We start from the raw sequence: 18606 nt of genomic DNA, 5'->3' as shown, positions 1-18606 counted from the left end.
GGCTCTCGTGTTTGTTTAAATGGCGTTAAAATTTCCTCTGGTGAAGCAGTAAAAACGAGCTCTTGCACATCATCCCGCTCTGTTGGAAGTGGCATTAATTTAGGACTAGAAGAGCGTGCCAAAGTTTCAACAGAACCGATAATGATTGGTAAGGGACGTCGTGATAAAGCAGGGCCTAAAGCTATAAAATTTCCCCGTTCAAGATCTCTAAACATTTCCGCTTGGCGACGCTCCATTCCCAAAAGATCAGCAGCGCGCACCATATCAATATCTAAAAAAGTCCGCCCTATTAAAAAGTTTGAAGCTTCCGCAGCAACATTTTTGGCAAGCTTAGCCAAACGTTGTGTCGCAATAACACCAGCAAGACCACGTTTACGTCCTCGACACATAAGATTGGTCATAGCGCTCAAAGAAATTTTACGCGCTTCATCAGAAACTTCTCCTGCCGCAGTTGGAGCAAACAATTGTGCTTCATCGACAACGACAAGCATAGGATACCAATAATCACGTTCCACATCAAACAGTGCCCCAAGAAAAGCCCCAACAGCACGCATCTGTTGTTCAGTATCCAAGCCTTCAAGATTAAATACCACTGAAACTCGATGTTGTCGAATGCGATGGGCAATACGAGTCAACTCTAATTCACTACGTTGAGCCTCTACAATAACATGACCAAATTTATCTGCCAAAGTTACAAAATCGCCTTCTGGATCAATTACACAATGCTGCACCCACTTAGCACTTTGCTCCAGAAGACGGCGTAAAAGATGTGATTTCCCTGAACCAGAATTACCTTGTACAAGAAGACGTGTCGCCAATAATTCTTCCAAATCAAGAAGTGCTGGCATCGATTTATGCAAAGCACGACTCTCTGACATCTCACCCAAGGCAATCTCAACCTTCATAACATCTCCAGTGTTTGATTTTGAACATATCAGCGCCAGCACATATTGGTTGATTCTCCATCCACACCGTAATTTGTAACATTTCCTCCTTTTTAACGGTAGAAATCATCGATTTTTCCCACAACTCTTGCATCTATGAATAGTTTGAACTATAGAACAAACTTCTGCGTAGACACCCTTGGAGGCAACGCAGAATGGAGTGATCGCTGTTGGTTAGCGCATATCTTCATATCCATGCAAAAACTATTACTGTTTTTGAAGGATCTCCAATCATGTAAAAAGGACTTAAATTATGAGCAAAAGCTACACTCTTAAGGCCGAAAAACGCGAGCGGGTTGGTAAGGGGTCCTCCCGTGAACTTCGCCGCAACGGTCTTATTCCTGCTGTCATTTATGGTGAAAAACAACCACCTTTGGCAATAACAGTTCCCTATAAAGAAATTTTCTACAAAATTCATGCTGGTGGCTTTCGCACCACCATTGCAACGATTATTCTTGACAAGCAAAAAATTATGGTTTTGCCAAAAGATTATCAATTAGATCCCGTGCGTGACTTTCCCCTCCATGTAGACTTTTTGCGCATTTCAGCAAAATCCGTTGTAGAAGTGAATATTCCTGTCCACTTCCTCAATGAAGATACGGCACCTGGACTTAAAAAGGGTGGTGTCCTCAATATTGTTCGGCACGAAATTGAATGTACAGCTCCAGCAAGTGCTATTCCTGAAGCTATTGAAATTGATCTCTCCAGCTACTCTATTGGTGATTCTATTCACATTTCAGCAGTGCAACTGCCAAAAGATGTGACTCCCATCATCCAAGATCGAGACTTTACCATTGCAACCATTGCAGCTCCTGCTGGCATGGATGTCAGCGATGAAACTTCTGAACAAGAAAATGATGAAGAAGACACACAAACTTCATAAAACTCAAAAGGCGGGAATTTTTCCGCCTTAATTTATGAGACATTACCCTTACTCATACTTTGACTGAAGATACACATGTGGCTTATTGCTGGTCTTGGCAATCCTGGTTTACAATATCAAAATAACCGCCATAATATCGGTTTTATGGCTGTTGATGCCATTTATCAGTCCTTCTCTTTTTCTCCATGGTCAAAGAAGTTTCAAGCAGAAATCTCCAATGGTTTCATAAATAATGAGAAAATTTTTCTTATAAAACCACAAACTTTCATGAATCTTTCTGGTCAAGCTATCGGTGAAGCTTTGCGATTTTATAAATTAGATTTAAAGAATTTGATCATCATTTATGATGAACTAGACCTGTCACCGGGGAAAGTTCGTATAAAAATTGGTGGAGGACATAATGGGCATAATGGCATTAAGTCTATTGATGCCCATTGTGGTACTGACTATTGTCGTATACGCATAGGAATTGGTCATCCTGGAAGCAAAGAACTTGTTCATCAGCATGTCCTGGGAAATTTTACCAAATCTGATCAAGAATGGTTATCCCCTCTCTTAGAGACAATTGCAAAAAATATCGCTCTCCTTATAAAAGATGATAAATCCCTCTTTATGAATGAAGTTTCACAAACGATAAAACACAATCAGAACCATTGGCTTGCGTGTCCCAGTCGCGTGAAGAATATGAATAAAAACTCTTAAAAAAATCCTCTTATAAACTTTCTCAAAGGCAAAATCTGTTGGCAACGTGAGAAGCTAGAAAATAGAACAGAATACAAGCTTGTATACACCTTTGAAAAAGAAAGGCTTATATTCTCTTTTGAGAGAAAGAGAAGATTGAACAGCAAACACAGCTCTCTCCAATCTTCTCCCCTAAATTAAAAAAAATCATTTGGCTGAATGGTCGACTGTAGCGGATCGTAACCATTTGATTGTTGACTATAAACTGTAGGAATACTCCTATTGTTTTGCAATACCACAACACGCGAACCAATGGGAACACGATCATAAAGATCGATAATATCTTGATTAAGCAAACGGATACACCCACTTGAAATAGCACGCCCAATTGACCACGATTCGTGTGAGCCATGAATACGGAAAAGTGTATCTTTCCCATTTTTGAACAAATAAAGTGCCCGCGCACCTAATGGATTATCGGGCCCTGGTGGCATTCCTTTCCCAAGATGACCATAACGTTCTGGTTCTCGAGCCATCATAGCTGCAGTAGGAGCCCAATTTGGCCACCGACGCTTGCGCTGTATAACCCCCTCACCTTCAAATGCTAGGCCTTCTTTACCGACACCAATCCCATAACGCAAAGCTTTTCCATTTTCACCAATAAGGTAAAGAAAACACTCTTGCGTATCTATAACCAATGTTCCAGGCGCATAAGATGTATAATAAATCACCTCTTGTCGCCAATATTTTGGATCAATTGTCGCAAGATCAACAGCAGGTAACGAATAGGTCTCATTCGTTACAGGACCATACAAAGCCTGTATTTCTGGTGGAATGTATCGAACTTGTTGAAAAGGTACCGATGACATATCTGACTGACGTGTAGCACATCCAGCCAAAGCCAAAAGTGCTGCAATTAAAAAGGCACAACGAGATAACACTCTTCTATTTTCTCCGATTAATTATTTATGCAGATTTGCATACCATGAAAAACTTAGCACAATATTAACATTAATTCGAAGTTTTCTTATCCTTGTAACTAAGGAGAACAATAAGGTAAGAAGAACTAAGGTAAAAAAGTAGATACCTATTACTTTAGACTTTTTTCTCACTTATCGCAAGACCAGGACTATAACTCTTCTGAAAATATGCTATAAAAAGGAAGCTTTATCTTGACCATAAAATTAATAGAAAAGAAAGACTCTCATGGGCTTTAAATGCGGTATTGTCGGATTACCTAATGTCGGGAAATCAACTCTTTTTAATGCATTAACAAAAACAGCCACTGCACAGGCTGCCAATTATCCTTTTTGTACCATTGAACCCAATACCGGAGAAGTTGCTGTTCCAGATTTACGAATGGAAAAAATTGCATCAATCGCTGGTTCAAAAGAAATGATTCCTACACGCATTAACTTCGTCGATATTGCGGGGCTTGTGCGAGGAGCTTCAAAAGGCGAAGGTTTAGGAAACAAGTTTTTAGCCAATATTCGCGAAGTCGATGCCATTGTCCACGTTTTACGCTGTTTTCAAAATGAAGATATTACCCATGTAGAGGGACGTATTGATCCTTTTTGTGATGCGACAACGGTTGAAACCGAACTCATGCTTGCGGATCTTGAAAGTCTTGAGAGACGAATCATACAAATCCGTAAACGAGCAACCGGAAAAGACAAAGAAGCTCTCACAATTTTACCTATTATGGAAAAAGCATTAAACATACTGCAACAGGGAAACCCTGTCCGGTTATTACTCAAAGATATTTCTTCCGATGAACACCACATTCTTAAGAGTTTGAATCTTTTAACCTCCAAGCCTGTACTTTATGTTTGTAATGTAAGCGAAAATGACGCCGCTCGTGGAAATAGCTTTACCCAAACAGTTGAAAAAATGGCAACAGAGCAAAATGCGCAAAGCATTATCATTTCTGCTTCTATCGAAGCGGAAATTACACAACTGAGTGATGCTGAAGCATCAGAATATCTCAATGCGCTAGGACTCTTTGAACCGAGTCTCAATCGCCTCATTCGCGCTGGTTACCATTTACTTGATCTCATTACTTACTTCACCTGTGGGCCTAAGGAAACGCGAGCATGGACAATTACGCGTGGTACAAAAGCTCCCCAAGCAGCTGGTGTTATTCATTCAGATTTTGAGCGCGGTTTCATTCGTGCCCAAACCATCAGCTATAATGACTATATTGCTCTGGGTGGAGAAAGCGGTGCAAAGGAAGCAGGAAAAGCCCGCGATGAAGGAAAGGAATACATTGTGCAAGATGGCGATATCATGTTATTTAAACATAATACTTAAATCTTCACTCTGTCTTAATAGTTTATCTTGAAAACTTTGGTAATCGCTCCTTGGAATCTTGTCGCAAAAATTCTCAAGAGTTTTTAGAACAAAAAAACTGTTGCTAGCATATGATTGTGATAGCAACAGCTTGATCCATTAAAGAATAGAAATATAAAATTAGCGTGTCCAACGCCCTTCGTATTTAAATGTTGGAGCGTTCTTTAAAGAATCTTTTGTTGCATTTGTAATGAGTTTCCATTTACCATAATCATTTGTCATCTGGATTGTTTCTGGAGAAACGACCACATAACTCTCGCCTATGCCAAGAAAACCACCAACAGCAATAACAAATCCTGCAATATTATTTTCACGCAAAATAATATCTTTTACTTCACCAATATTTTCATCTTCTATATTATATACATTGGCGCCTATAAGACTGGAAGCAACAAAATCCGTTGCTAAAGGTGTCACATAACGCACAGACTTATCTATCCCCACCTGTACAATACCCGTCGAAGAGATCATTTCAGGTTTTGAAGGCACTTCAAAAGACTGAGCATAAGTACTAGAAACCATCAAAATTGACATAAGAGTAGTACATGCAATTTTTTTCATTTTAACATCTCCATTTTTACTTTGCTTTTACTTTATAAAACCTCAATGCATCATAAAAAGATTTGTTCCTTATGCTCTTTATACTCTATACTCTTTTGAGCCTTATCACTTTACCCTTTTCTCTTTATTTCGTCTTTTATTTCTTTCTCTAATTCTTCTTCTAAACGACACCAAATACGATTTTTTAAAATATAAACAAACCCTGCAAAAATGATTAAAAATAAAATAACACGAAAACCGGTTTTTTTACGAATTTCCATATGAGGATCGGCAGCCCACATCAAAAAAGCAGAAACATCGCGCGCATAATGTTCAATGATTTCTGGGGTTCCATCTTCATAAGTAACCATACCATCACTCAAAGGAGGAGCCATAGTTAAAGAATTACCGGCAATAAAATAAGGATTATACCAATAACCATTCAAAATTTTTATCTCCTTCGGTGCCTTCTGATATCCTGTTAAAAGAGCTGTAATATAATCTGGACCAGCTGTATCATAATGAGTCAATGCATCAGTAATTAAAGCAGGAAACGGCAAAGATACCCCACGTGCACGTGCCATCAATGTCAAATCTGGAGGATAAGCACTATTCAAAATAAATCTTGCTTCTTCTTCATGTGAAAAGGGAGAAGGAAAATAATCCGTTGCAACCCCAGCACGTTTAAAAAATTTTCCTTCTCGATTAGGACCATCGCACACTTCATATTGCCCCGCCAAAGCTTTTATCTGTTCTTGATCATACCCAAGATCTTTTAAATTACGAAAAGCCACATATTTTAGCCCATGGCAGCTGGAACAAACTTGTTTATAAACCTTTAATCCACGCCTCAATTGCGCCTTATCATAAAGCCCAAATGGACCTGAAAAACTCCATTCTTGTTTTTTAGGAATCTGTAAAGGAAAGGAAATAAATCCCTCTTCCTGATCAGAGGCATCACTCGCTAAACTCTGAGCAGAAAAACTCATAGCAACAATAACAACCAACCCAACAAAAACATTTACCATAGTCTCTTTTTTTTCTGTTTTAAATCTTGCATAATTGAAGAAGGAAGAGAACAATTTTTTTCAAACGCTGGCAAAATCGGCAAAATAACCAAAAAAAATATAAAATAATAAACCGTAGCCAATTGTGTCCATAAAAGAATTTTGTCACTTATTTCTCTTGACCCCAACCAACCAAGAAAAACGACATCAATAACCAACGCCCAAAAGAAAATTTTATAAATAGGTCGATATCTTGCTGAACATATTTTAGAGCGGTCTAACCATGGCACAAAAATTAAAACGCAAATCGAACTGACGAATAAAACAAAGCCAACAAAGTTTGAAGAGAAAATACCGATATCAAAAGTTATAGCACGAAGCATCGCATAAAAAGGCAAAAAATACCATTCTGGAACCACACGAAGAGGTGCCTTTAAAGGATCTGCTACACTATAATTTTCAGCCTGCCCCATATAATCGGGCATATAAAACAAAAACCAGGCAAAGAAGATGAGAAAAACAGTAATAGCAAGAATATCTTTGATAAGCGCATAAGGCGAAAATGGAACCGTTTCCTTATCTGATTGTATAGCAAGACCTGTTGGATTGCCTTGCCCAACACAATGAATTGCCCAAATATGCAGCCCCACAAAAAGAAGCAAAACAAATGATAAAACATAATGGAAAACATAAAAACGATTCAACGTTGGTTGTCCTACGACATAACCACCCAGAAGTGTCTCATGCAACCATGTCCCCACCAAAGGTATCGTTTTTAAAAGCCCTGCAATCACTGAAGCCGCTGAAATAGACATCATCCCCCAAACAAGCACATAACCCAAAAATGCTATTGCCATCATGATGATATAAATAAAAATACCTGTAACCCATACCATTTCTCGCATATTTTTATAAGAACCATAATAAAGTCCACGTGCTAAATGGATATAAACAGCAATAAAAAAAAACGAAGAGCCTACACAATGCCATGGACGAAAAAGCCAACCAAACTGCCCTTCACGCCGAAATCGTTCACTAGTTTCAAAAGCCAAATGAATATCCGGAACATAATGCATAGCCAAGACAATACCAGTCAAGAGCTGTGATAAAAGCATAATGGTTAAAATACCGCCAAATGTGTAAAAGTAATTAAGATTACGCGGAACAGGAAAAATCACAAATGCATTATAAAAAAAACGAGGAAGAGGAAAACGCTTATCAAACCAACGGGCAAGAGCACTTTTAGGACAATAAGGAGGAAACCTTATCATGACTTTATCCTATTTTGAGCAAAGTATCAGAAAGAAATTGGTAAGGTGGAATAGTCAAATTATAGTTAGCTGGACCTGACCGCACTCTTCCAGCAGTATCATAAACAGACCCATGACAGGGGCACAACCATCCTCCAAATTTACCCGATTGCCCAAGTGTTACACAGCCTAGATGCGTACAAAGATTAATAACAATAAGCCAATTTTCACGTCCTTTACCTGCTGAACGCGCAAAATCTGTTGCTTCCTTTTCACCTTCAAGATTAGGATTGCGCGCTTGACGATCTTTTAGAAGTCTCAATTCAGTAGCGCGCGCATCAGCAATTTCTTTTGCCGTACGATTTCGAATAACAACAGGCTGTCCTCGCCACTTTACCGTTACTGACATCCCCTCTTCAATACCAGAAAGATCAACCTCAACAGAGGAAGATGCCAAAACAGCTTCATCTGGACGCAACTGACGGATAAAAGGCCACACAACCGCTCCCATTCCAACTGCTCCTGCAACAGCTGTTACCAAAAACAGAAAATCCCGCCTCGTTTGCTCACCCATGGACTTAACTTAAAGAGACACTTTGCTAAAATATTCTTTTACCATACCCTCTCCCATTGTACAATGCTTGATCACTCCGTTACCTCAACCATAAAAACATCCCCGTAAAAAACTCCTGCCATTTGTATGGTTTATACAAAAAACTGTTTTATAATGATAATTCATCGTTTTACAGAGTGAATGAAATCCCTAAACACCGTAAGGTTTTTTCATTTCAAACCTATTCATATTAATCAATCAAAATTACTCCCCCGCCCGTGAAAATCAGAGATAGCATGTAAATAAACACTTCTAAAGAAAGAAACATAGTCTTGTTATGACCATATCTCAGTAAACAAGTTGAGCTTATCGGTTATTTCTTTAACACATTTACAGCATCTCTCCCTCCCTCAATTCCAACTGGTTGCATGAGTATTTTTTTCGCTTCTGTTTTTGCATAAAAAGCATATTTTGTTGATTTTAATTAAAATTGATGATCTAACCTCATTAAATATCCCACTTTTCAACATAATGAGCCAATTCATTTCATGGATTGCTCAATAAAAAGAAGTCCCTAATAGGGAGCTTCTCTCTGATCCCAAACAGACCTGTATACATAACTTTTTCCCTGAAATTTAAAGGGAATAAAAATGAACCATAAAAAACATGTATTTCTCAAAGCATATTTTTCGAATAAATTGTGGTGCTTCTTTACAAAGTCGAAAGAAAAATCATATTACAGAGAACATGACACTTCATATAGCTCTTTTCCAACCTGATATTGCTGGTAATACTGGAACGATTTTACGTCTTAGCGCTTGCTTTGGTTTACATGTGCACATTATTGAACCTGCAGGCTTTAATCTGTCGGATCGTAATCTCAAACGCGCAGGATTGGATTATCTCGAATATGCTTCCTTAGAACGACACATTGATTGGCAACATTTTATAAGCTCCATGAAACACTTTAACCGCCGCCTATTGCTTTTAAGTACAAAAGCAAAAACATGCTATACGCAGATATGCTATCAAAGAAATGATGTTTTACTTTTTGGTCGTGAAACAGCTGGCGTTCCCAATTATGTTCATGAAGCGGCCGATTACACATTGAAAATTCCCATGCAACCACAGGCACGCTCTCTCAATCTCGCCATGAGCGTAGCCATAACAACAGGAGAAGCATTACGCCAAATTGGTTATCATGAAAAAAACTGTAATCTATAAAAACATAAATTATCACGAAAAACAATAATACAACATATAAAGAACAGTTAGAGCGTATAATGCCTATCATTTTCCAACCATTAAGTGCTGTTAAAATAAACATTTCTTAGTGCCCATCACATCCATTTCATATCACCTCATAGTAAAAATCCAGTGAACATCCCCCTCTTTATGGTCATACAAGGTGCAAACCGCTACCACTATTCTCTTTATTCGTTCTCATTTTCGAGAATCCTTATCTTTGAGATGATTCATAAGAGACATTTTTCCTCTCTGTAATCATTTTGCCTCACTTGTGACGTGTAAGGCAATAACTTTGATTGATGTAATATGAACAGGTTTGAAATAACCTTACAATATTGTGAACTCTTATTTTACATGAATAATGATTATTATAAATTAATATGTTGACTTAAAAAATATAAACAACAGTGAGTTTATAAACAGAAATATTATAAATCAATTTTTTCTAATAGTGCATGACGATCCATTAAAAATCCGCTTTCAATCCATATCATTTCTAGCTCTTTAAGCTTTTTTCCTAAAAGTACACCTTTCGTAAAACCTTTCTTTATTAAATCGTTACCATTAATGGGAAAAGTTGGAATTTGCCATTTTTTGGCAAATTGATAAAGCTTGACATAACCCTCTGCTTTTTGCAAAGCATCACTTTTTTCCAGATGATCAAGATGTGATGCAGCGACAGACAACGATAATTGATCTAAAACTGGCTGTCGTCCATGAAAATAAATCAGTTTTTGCACAAAATGATCAGAACAGTTTTGGTTTATTATTTCTAACTCCGCCCATTCTTTTAATCGCGTTGTTTCCTTAAGAGAAAAACGCAAGCGCTGTGCCATTTCATGAAGACGCATGGGATCAGGAGGAAGAAGGCTTTCTAGCCGTAACAATGGATCAACTTTCCAACCAAGAGCCTGTTCTGTCTTCACCAATGCGTGAATTGCATCAATGCCCCATCGTTCTGTTTCAGGAAAAATGAGTGCCAAAATTCTGCTTTGTCGCATCCATAAAAGAGCACGCGTTGGATCAAACGCCGCAAGAAGCTTTTTCATTTCTGCCCAAATACGTTCAGAAGAAAGTTTTTTTAAACCATGTTTTAAACGAACACATGCCTTCAATCCTTGCACATCAGGTCGCCCTGCTCCATACCACGCAAAAAAGCGAAAAAACCGTAAAATACGCAAATAATCTTCGCAAATACGATCTTCTGCAACCCCAATAAAACGAACTGTTCGGCTAACAATATCACTCAAACCTCCCACATCATCATAAAGGTTGCCAGCAGCATCACAATAAAGCGCATTTATCGTAAAATCTCGCCGTTCAGCATCTTTTTTCCAATCACGACCAAATGCCACTTTTGCATGACGACCATCTGTTTCAATATCGCAGCGAAGCGTTGTAACCTCATAAGAACATGAATGAGCAACTACTGTTATTGTACCAAAAGCAATCCCTGTAGGAATAGCTTTAAATCCTGCTTCTTCTACACGTGCAATAACCTGTTGCGGCAAACAGGTTGTTGCAATATCAATATCACTAATAGGCTGCCCTAGCAGTTGATTGCGCACTGCTCCCCCTACAATACGCGCCTCTTCCCCCTCCACAGACAAAACACGAAGAAGTGTTTGGATATCACTTTGTTGTAACCACGCAACCTGTTTGAAGTTCTGTCTTATATTCACCCTTTAACCTTTCAAAAAAGTTGTCTTCATTGCTTTAAAAAACTCTCTTCATAAAACAAATTTTTTAAGACATCCCTTATAAAGCACGTCTATTCTTCCAAAGAAACTTTTCTCTTCTATACGAATATGAAAAAAAACGGCATATGATACTTCATTTCTTCTCATTTTCTGTTACAAACAATAAGATATCCATTATCATGCAGAGAAAATTACCATTTTTGCGACAAACGCCTTAAGGAAGAAATATGAGTCAACATGATCCATCATCCAATTCTATAAAAAAGGTCAATATCAATCATGAAGCTCAAGTCATTATTGATGATATTGATACGGCACACAAAGAATTGGATATTTTACAAAAAGAAATTGACAAAGTTATTTTTGGGCAAAATCAGGTAATCGAATATGCTTTAATCGCTATTTTTGCTGGTGGTCACGCCCTTCTTGTCGGTGCTCCAGGACTTGCAAAAACACGTCTTGTTGAAACATTGGGAACAGTCTTAGGGCTTGATGAAAAACGCATCCAATTCACTCCTGACTTAATGCCATCGGATATTATTGGTTCTGAAATTATGGATTCCGATAAAGACGGTAAACGTTCTTTTCGGTACATTCAAGGTCCTATTTTTACGCAACTTCTCATGGCCGATGAAATCAATCGTGCTTCCCCACGGACACAGTCAGCCCTTTTACAAGCTATGCAAGAATATCATGTTACTGTTGCAGGTAACCGTTATGATTTGCCACAACCTTTTCATGTTCTTGCAACGCAAAATCCTCTTGAACAAGAAGGGACCTATCCACTTCCTGAAGCACAACTGGATCGCTTTTTGATGCAAATCGATATTGACTATCCTGACCTCACAACAGAGCGACGGATTATTTTAGAAACAACAAAAGAAAAAAAATCAAATGCAAAACCAATTTTATCCGGCAAAAAATTGCAAAAAATTCAAAATATCGTTCGCAAAATGCCTCTTTCAGAAAGTGTGATCGAAGCTATTTTAAAAATTGTCCGCTCATCTCGCCCTCATAAAGACAATAGCCTTGCTAATACTTATGTTTCTTGGGGACCTGGTCCACGGGCATCACAAGCCCTTTCACTTTGTGTTCGCGCCCGTGCTCTTTATTATGGACGCTTAGCCCCTTCACTTGATGATGTTGAAGCATTGGCCTATCCTGTATTACAACACCGCATGGCTCTTAATTTTTCTGCCCGTGCTGAAGATATAACCGTAAAAGATATTATCAATAACCTTGTGAAAGATGCTCTTTGAATGGCACTTGGCAAAAAAGTTTTACAAAAGCCTCCATTGTCGCTGGCAAATGAACTGCATAAGGATACTGGCAAAATGCCATATTTCCTTTTACAAGCGCGTCATATCGCTAATACATTGATAACCGGGTGGCATAGACAACGTAAAAGCGGTAATGGGGAAAACTTTTGGCAATTTCGTCCCTATATGGAAGGAGAATCCATTACCCGCATTGATTGGCGTCGCTCAGCGCGTGATGAAAATACGTATCTCCGTGAACACGAATGGCAAATGACACAAACCGTTTGGCTTTGTCCTGATCAGAGCGCATCAATGCATTACTGTTCCCGCTTTTCTAAAATCTCTAAAGGTAATCATGCCACTCTTCTTACCCTTACCTTGGCATCCCTTCTTGCACGCAGTGGCGAACATATTGCTATTCCTAACTTAATGTCCCCCACAATGACATCCAATGTCGTAGAACGCATAGCCTTTGCTTTAGAAAATCATTCAGATGAAAATTTATTTCCGGATTTTTCAACGATTACACGCTTTTCACATGTCATTATAATGAGTGATTTTCTCGACTATCCTGAAAAAATCATCCAATATTTAACCGTTTTAACTACAAAACAAGTGACAGCGCATTTAATTGAAATTTCTGATCCCGCAGAAGAAAGCTTTCCCTACACAGGTCACACAGAATTTTTGGATCCTGAAACGAAAGAGAAACATGTTTCCACTAAAGCAGAAGATCTTCGTAAGAGCTATTGTAAACTATATCACGCAAGGCGACAAGAATTGGTAAATTTTTGCGCACGCCAAGGATGGTCTTATCACGTTAGTACAACAGATCAACCTTTAACAGAGACCATTTTTCATCTTGCAAATACAATGAGCGACTCTCCATTGCAAAAAAGGAGGGCACTTTGAGTTTTGCTGCTCCCTTTCTGTTACTAGGGCTTTTGTTCCTACCGGTCATTTGGTGGCTGTTGCGGATAACTCCTCCATCTCCGCGTAAAGAGCTTTTTCCCCCTTTTCGCTTCTTACCCAAACCAACTCATCAACAAGAAACAGCAAAACATACACCTTGGTGGTTGCTCTTGTTGCGTTTAACCATAGCGGCACTTGTTATCATAGCTCTAGCACGGCCCACTTGGAATCAAAAACCAATAAGCTTTTCCGGATCTCAACCCCTTGCACTCATTATTGATAATGGTTGGGTTTCTGTAAAAGAATGGAAACAGCGCATCTCTATCGCTGAAATGCTCCTTGCACAGGCAGAAAAACAGCAAAAAAATATTTATCTTGTTGCAACGGCTGAACATGATATCTCCAATATAGAGCCCCAACCAGCCAAGATTATAAAACAGCATTTAATGCATTTGCAACCGCGTCCTTGGCCTGTCAACCGTGTGCATGCCTTCAAAAAACTCAGCGAAAGAACCAAAGGAAAACCTCTTGATATTGCTTATTTAAGTGATGGATTACAAACAAATGAAGATGAGCAAGCTTTTGCTCTTCTTGAAGAATTAAAACCTAGAAACTTCTTGTGGTATTTGACTGATATTTCCGATTTAACCGGCATAACATCCATAGAAAATAACAATGGAAACATGGGCGCGCGTATTATCCGCTCAACAACACACAGTAATACTCCCGCTATACTCAGCCTTTACGATTCAAATAATCAACTTCTCGGTCAATTTACGAACAATTTCTCTGAAGGAGAAACAACAGCACTTGTTCCTTTTAATGTACCACTTGAACTACGCAATGATATCGCTTGGATAAAAATAAACAATCAAAACCATGCTGCTGCAACCTTCTTGGTAGATAGCCATAACAGGATAAGCCGTGTTGCTCTTCTCTCACCCGATACCAATGAAATGGCACAGCCTTTACTTGCTCCATTTTATTACATTATCAAAGCCTTACAAGGTCATACACAGCTTATAACAGCCGGTGGAAGAGAACTTTCAACGGATATTGATCATTTGCTTAAACAAAATCCATCTGTTTTGATTACGGGTGACATTGTTAACATACCCCCAAAAGCAGAAAAAAAACTTTCTGATTTTGTGAATAAAGGGGGAACACTCATCCGCTTTGCAGGAGAAAAACTCAGTAGCGCAGAACATTACGATAACCTTCTTCCGATACCACTGCGCCCAGGTCAACGTTCCCTTGGAAGTATTATGTCTTGGACAAAACCACAAAAGCTTGCCCCTTTTGCAAAAAATAGCTTTTTCTTTGGTCTTCCCTTTCCAGGAGATGTTACTGTCTCGCGCCAAATCCTCGCAGAACCAACCCCAGATCTTTTTGAAAAAACGTGGCTTAGCCTTTCGGATGGAACTCCTCTTGTTACCGCAGCAAAACGTGGTAAAGGAACCCTCATTCTCATTCATGTTGCTCCTGACCCAACATGGTCTAACCTTCCTCTTTCTGGCTTTTTTGCACAAATGCTGCAAAAATTAATCACATTAGGTTCTAACGAAAACACAAACCTAACACACAGAGAAAAAAGAACAGTGATACAAAACCCTTGGCGAACTATAGCCGTTGACGGACAATTACAAGTACCACCCTCTGATGTTGTTCCTTTGATCTTTGACTCTCAAAATCCACCCCATCCTTCCTACCATACTCCCCCAGGACTTTATGGTGCCAAAAACAATTTTTATGCACTCAATCTCTTAACTCATTCGTCGCACTTGATGAAACAATCATCATTGCCAACTTCTCTTAATAAAAGCCCTTTATCTTACGATACAAAAGAAAAAAATCTTATCGGTCCACTTTTAGGATTAGCCATCTTATTATTCGCCTTTGACAATTTTCTCATTTTATGGATGGGAGATATTTTTTCTTTCATGAAACGGCGTAATATGTTTCTCGTCCCCTTTATAAGTCTTATTGCCTTGTTTTCATATGATCCAACTCTTCATGCACAAACGAAAGAAAATCATCATGATAGTGTACAAGCTGCTGGCGCAACACATCTTGCCTATGTTATAACCAATAATCATGAAATTGATACAACGAGTAAAAGTGGTCTAGAAGCGTTAAGTCAATTTATCGCAGAGCGCACAATGCTTACCCTTGGCTCTGTTACAGCACTTGATCTCGATAAAGATGAACTCTCTTTTTATCCTCTTATTTACTGGCCAATTGATGTTAAGAGTCCTATACCCCCCCCCCAAAGCCTTGAAAAAATAAATAACTTTATGAAACATGGGGGAACAATTTTATTTGACACGCGCGATCAGATAAAGAGCAATCTTAATCTTGAAGGAGACGCTACTCCAGAAACGCAAAGATTACGAGATATCTTAAAAGAGTTAAATATTCCATCCATTGAGCCAGCATCAACAGATCATGTTGTTGCACGTTCTTTTTATATTATGCCAGATTTTCCTGGTCTCTACCGTGGTTCACCTTTATGGGTTGAATCCTCATCAACAAACAAAAAAAATAAAAACTCTCTTGCCAACGGCGATAACGTAAGCTCCCTTCTCATCACCGCAAATAACTTTGCTGGGGCTTGGGCACTTGATGAAAAAGGGGCATGGAAATATCCCCTTGTTCCCAATGATCCAATGCAACGTCTATGGGCATTTCGTGCAGGTTTAAATATTGTCCTTTATGTGCTTACAGGAAACTATAAAGCGGATCAAGTGCATGTTCCAGCACTCTTGGAACGCTTTAAAAGAGAAAGAAGGCAATGATATCATTTTTCACTTTTCAGCCTTTTTTACCACTCTTTTGGATTCTGCTCTTAAGCGGAATATCGATTCTTTTTGTCGTTGTTGGTCTTGTTACGCAACGGCAAGGTTCTTTATTTCGTCTGATGGCATTAAGCGCCCTTATCCTTGCTTTGCTCAATCCAATGATCATAAAAGAACAGCGCGAACCACTGAAAAGCACAGTAGGCATTGTCATTGACCGCAGCAAAAGCCAATCATTTGGAACACGTACAAATGATAGTGATGAAGCGCGCAGGCAATTAGTCGAAACACTGGCGCATTATCCACAATTTGAACCACGTTTTATTGAAGCTGGAAAACTTGCTGATAATCAATATGCGCCCTCAACGAATTTGTTTGAGACTTTAACACAAGCAGTATCTGATGTACCGCTCTCTCGTTATGCAGGAACCATTTTTATCACCGATGGACAAGTGCATGACATCCCTGACCTATCAGACCTTCATCATGAAGCACCTCTCAATGCCCTGATTACAGGATACTCAGATGAATTTGATCGCCAAATCAAGTTTATTTCTCCTCCACGCTTTGCCCTTGTCAACAAACCACAAACGCTCTCCATTTTGGTAGAAGATAAAGGCCCCGCCAAAAAAATAATATCACAGAAAGCAAATATTACACTAAGCGTCAATGGACAAGACATTGGCCATTATTCTGTAACTCCTGGCGTGATTTTTCAAACTGAAATTACCCTTCCTCATGCTGAAAAAAATATTATCCAAGTTATAACTGATCCACACAAAGGTGAACTAAGCTTTGAAAACAACCGCGCCATAACAATTATTGAAGGAATCAGAGAAAATTTACGCGTTCTTCTTATTTCAGGTGCTCCTTATAATGGAGAACGGACATGGCGAGACCTTTTGAAAGGTGACTCCAATATTGATCTTGTTCACTTTACTATTTTGCGTCCCCCCACCAAAGCAGATAATACGCCCTCAAGCCAATTATCCCTAGTGGTCTTTCCCACAAGAAAACTCTTTGTTGAAGAAATTAATAACTTTGATCTCATCATCCTTGATGGCTACCAGCACTCTACTGTTCTCCCCTTAATCTATTATGATTATATCGCCCAATATGTACAAAAGGGGGGTGCATTGTTGATGGTAACAGGACCTGAGTTTACCCAAAAAAACTCACTTGCGAAAACACCTTTAATAAGCATTCTACCGGCATTGCCCAATGGAACTATTATTGAAAAACCTTTTCGCCCCACATTAACCAAAGAAGGTGAGCGCCATCCTGTCACAAGGGGTCTTGCAACACTTAACCTTCCCGCTTCTCAATGGGGGCAATGGTTGCGACAAATTGCTATTCAAAACATAAATAACGGAATCGCCCTCATGAAAGGAGCGGATGAACAACCACTTTTACTTCTCTCGCATGTTGATAAAGGACGTGTAGGCATGTTGCTTTCTGATGAAAGTTGGCTTTGGGCACGAGGTTTCGAAGGCGGTGGTCCTTATGCTGCTCTTTATCGTCGTATTGCCCATTGGCTCATGAAAGAACCAGAACTTGAGGAAGAAAAATTAAGTGCGACCAGCAGCCATCATCATTTAACAATTCGCCGCCAAACCCTTAAAGAGCATCCAGAGCCCGCTGAAATAATCTTTCCCTCTGGAAAAAAAGAAAATATTACTCTGACCAAAGAGAAAGAAGGCCTTTTTACTGCAACTGTGACCACTGATGAGACAGGAATTTTTAACATTAAAAATGGCGGTTTAACAATACTTTCTTCTGTAGGGATGCTCGATAATCTTGAGTTGTTTGACTTGATTTCAACACAAGAAAAACTAGCCCCCATTATTAAGCACACTGGTGGCTACATCGGACGTTTACACCCTGAAGGAAAAGAAAACATTCATCTTCCTCCATTTAAGCTGATTCAATCAAAAACAAGTCCGTCCTCTTCCCCAACACATTCAATTGTTCTGAAAGAAGCAACAGAAACCCGTTTAATCAATACCTTTTATTTTTCGATATTTTCTGGTTTTTTTGCACTGCTTGCTTGCCTTTTACTGTTGAGCAGCATGTGGTATTATGAAGGCCGTTAAAAAGTCTGAGATTTCGTATAATAGTTTTTAAATTCAGCTTATCTTTTTACGTATTTACTTGTCTTTTATAATTATATAACGTATTGATTTATAACTCAAAATACAGTGGAATTCTCCTTATTTCCAATATCCTCATATTAAAACAATAAAAAAACATTCTCTTGCGTATTATTAGAAGAGATGCTGTATGGATAGAAAACATCGAAGAAAAGAGTGAAATACCTCTTATGAATCCTCTTAAAACAAAGCAAGGATTTTCATAAAATTGGGGGAAAATAGTATGATGTTTTTTATTTGCACCTTGTATAAGCGTAGAGATGGTAGTGTACAGTAAGCCCTATATAGTTCACAGAAGCTTTCTATTATAGCATCAAATACCGGTCGTGAAATTA

15 protein-coding genes are annotated in these 18606 nt (G+C 38.8%); 8 read left to right on the top strand and 7 right to left on the bottom strand.

What is annotated here, in order from left to right; all coding sequences use genetic code 11:
• On the bottom strand, positions 1-905 hold a 905-nt coding region (locus ACFIQE_RS05830), incomplete at its 3' end, for a helicase HerA domain-containing protein (protein ID WP_375707378.1).
• Between the two features lie 292 nt (positions 906-1197).
• On the opposite strand from ACFIQE_RS05830, the gene ACFIQE_RS05825 reads away from it, so the two are divergent.
• On the top strand, positions 1198-1827 hold the full coding sequence (locus ACFIQE_RS05825) for a 50S ribosomal protein L25/general stress protein Ctc (protein WP_375611180.1): 630 nt from the start codon (positions 1198-1200) through the stop codon (positions 1825-1827).
• Positions 1828-1902: 75 nt separating this feature from the next.
• A complete protein-coding gene (gene pth / locus ACFIQE_RS05820) occupies positions 1903-2529 on the top strand; it encodes an aminoacyl-tRNA hydrolase (RefSeq protein WP_375612982.1) in 627 nt (208 codons plus the stop codon).
• 176 nt (positions 2530-2705) lie between these two features.
• Here pth and ACFIQE_RS05815 read toward each other — a convergent pair whose 3' ends face one another.
• Positions 2706-3449, bottom strand: coding sequence for a L,D-transpeptidase (locus ACFIQE_RS05815; RefSeq protein ID WP_375611178.1), 744 nt, complete (start codon positions 3447-3449; stop codon positions 2706-2708).
• 265 nt (positions 3450-3714) lie between these two features.
• On the opposite strand from ACFIQE_RS05815, the gene ychF reads away from it, so the two are divergent.
• A complete protein-coding gene (ychF, locus tag ACFIQE_RS05810; RefSeq protein WP_375636229.1) occupies positions 3715-4818 on the top strand; it encodes a redox-regulated ATPase YchF in 1104 nt (367 codons plus the stop codon).
• Between the two features lie 159 nt (positions 4819-4977).
• Here the strand turns inward: ychF and ACFIQE_RS05805 are convergent, their stop codons facing one another.
• From ACFIQE_RS05805 to petA, 4 genes are all read right to left on the bottom strand, one after another.
• Positions 4978-5418, bottom strand: a complete 441-nt coding sequence (locus ACFIQE_RS05805) for a PRC-barrel domain-containing protein (protein WP_375611176.1) — start codon at positions 5416-5418, stop codon at positions 4978-4980.
• Between the two features lie 110 nt (positions 5419-5528).
• Positions 5529-6425: a cytochrome c1 gene (locus ACFIQE_RS05800; RefSeq protein ID WP_375620693.1), complete on the bottom strand. Its 897-nt coding sequence runs from the start codon at positions 6423-6425 to the stop codon at positions 5529-5531.
• On the bottom strand, positions 6419-7675 hold the full coding sequence (locus tag ACFIQE_RS05795) for a cytochrome bc complex cytochrome b subunit (protein ID WP_375620692.1): 1257 nt from the start codon (positions 7673-7675) through the stop codon (positions 6419-6421). The genes ACFIQE_RS05800 and ACFIQE_RS05795 overlap by 7 nt, the downstream gene beginning before the upstream one ends.
• Before the next feature lie 4 nt (positions 7676-7679).
• Positions 7680-8228, bottom strand: coding sequence for a ubiquinol-cytochrome c reductase iron-sulfur subunit (gene petA, locus ACFIQE_RS05790; RefSeq protein WP_375620691.1), 549 nt, complete (start codon positions 8226-8228; stop codon positions 7680-7682).
• A 726-nt stretch (positions 8229-8954) separates the two neighbouring features.
• Between petA and ACFIQE_RS05785 the strand changes: the two genes are divergently transcribed.
• Complete coding sequence (locus tag ACFIQE_RS05785; RefSeq protein ID WP_375620690.1) at positions 8955-9431, top strand: tRNA (cytidine(34)-2'-O)-methyltransferase; 477 nt, start codon at positions 8955-8957, stop codon at positions 9429-9431.
• A gap of 452 nt (positions 9432-9883) precedes the next feature.
• Here the strand turns inward: ACFIQE_RS05785 and ACFIQE_RS05780 are convergent, their stop codons facing one another.
• A complete protein-coding gene (locus tag ACFIQE_RS05780; protein ID WP_375629431.1) occupies positions 9884-11137 on the bottom strand; it encodes a CCA tRNA nucleotidyltransferase in 1254 nt (417 codons plus the stop codon).
• 245 nt (positions 11138-11382) lie between these two features.
• On the opposite strand from ACFIQE_RS05780, the gene ACFIQE_RS05775 reads away from it, so the two are divergent.
• The 4 genes from ACFIQE_RS05775 to ACFIQE_RS05760 are packed head-to-tail and all read left to right on the top strand — an operon-like array spanning position 11383 to position 18214.
• On the top strand, positions 11383-12414 hold the full coding sequence (locus tag ACFIQE_RS05775) for an AAA family ATPase (protein WP_375612988.1): 1032 nt from the start codon (positions 11383-11385) through the stop codon (positions 12412-12414).
• Entirely contained in the window at positions 12415-13326 is a 912-nt protein-coding gene (locus tag ACFIQE_RS05770) for a DUF58 domain-containing protein (protein WP_375707377.1), read from the top strand. It abuts the gene before it with no gap.
• Positions 13323-16121 carry a DUF4159 domain-containing protein gene (locus ACFIQE_RS05765; protein ID WP_375707376.1) on the top strand — a complete coding sequence of 933 codons (2799 nt, stop codon included), beginning with the start codon at positions 13323-13325 and terminating at the stop codon, positions 16119-16121. Before ACFIQE_RS05770 ends, ACFIQE_RS05765 begins: the two co-directional genes overlap by 4 nt.
• Complete coding sequence (locus ACFIQE_RS05760) at positions 16118-18214, top strand: glutamine amidotransferase (RefSeq protein WP_375707375.1); 2097 nt, start codon at positions 16118-16120, stop codon at positions 18212-18214. Before ACFIQE_RS05765 ends, ACFIQE_RS05760 begins: the two co-directional genes overlap by 4 nt.
• Positions 18215-18606: the final 392 nt, after the last annotated feature.

This window comes from Bartonella sp. AA1HLJMS (genome assembly GCF_042197445.1).
GTDB lineage: Bacteria > Pseudomonadota > Alphaproteobacteria > Rhizobiales > Rhizobiaceae > Bartonella.
This window is presented reverse-complemented; position numbering and strand designations above follow the sequence as displayed.

What these genes read in the sequence shown, in the direction of transcription:
- ACFIQE_RS05825 (WP_375611180.1), top strand. Translation starts at nt 1,198, where the DNA reads ATGAGCAAAAGCTACACTCTTAAGGCCGAAAAACGCGAGCGGGTTGGT.
- pth (WP_375612982.1), top strand. Translation starts at nt 1,903, where the DNA reads ATGTGGCTTATTGCTGGTCTTGGCAATCCTGGTTTACAATATCAAAAT.
- ychF (WP_375636229.1), top strand. Translation starts at nt 3,715, where the DNA reads ATGGGCTTTAAATGCGGTATTGTCGGATTACCTAATGTCGGGAAATCA.
- ACFIQE_RS05805 (WP_375611176.1), bottom strand. Translation starts at nt 5,418, where the DNA reads ATGAAAAAAATTGCATGTACTACTCTTATGTCAATTTTGATGGTTTCT.
- ACFIQE_RS05800 (WP_375620693.1), bottom strand. Translation starts at nt 6,425, where the DNA reads ATGGTAAATGTTTTTGTTGGGTTGGTTGTTATTGTTGCTATGAGTTTT.
- ACFIQE_RS05795 (WP_375620692.1), bottom strand. Translation starts at nt 7,675, where the DNA reads ATGATAAGGTTTCCTCCTTATTGTCCTAAAAGTGCTCTTGCCCGTTGG.
- petA (WP_375620691.1), bottom strand. Translation starts at nt 8,228, where the DNA reads ATGGGTGAGCAAACGAGGCGGGATTTTCTGTTTTTGGTAACAGCTGTT.
- ACFIQE_RS05785 (WP_375620690.1), top strand. Translation starts at nt 8,955, where the DNA reads ATGACACTTCATATAGCTCTTTTCCAACCTGATATTGCTGGTAATACT.
- ACFIQE_RS05775 (WP_375612988.1), top strand. Translation starts at nt 11,383, where the DNA reads ATGAGTCAACATGATCCATCATCCAATTCTATAAAAAAGGTCAATATC.
- ACFIQE_RS05770 (WP_375707377.1), top strand. Translation starts at nt 12,415, where the DNA reads ATGGCACTTGGCAAAAAAGTTTTACAAAAGCCTCCATTGTCGCTGGCA.
- ACFIQE_RS05760 (WP_375707375.1), top strand. Translation starts at nt 16,118, where the DNA reads ATGATATCATTTTTCACTTTTCAGCCTTTTTTACCACTCTTTTGGATT.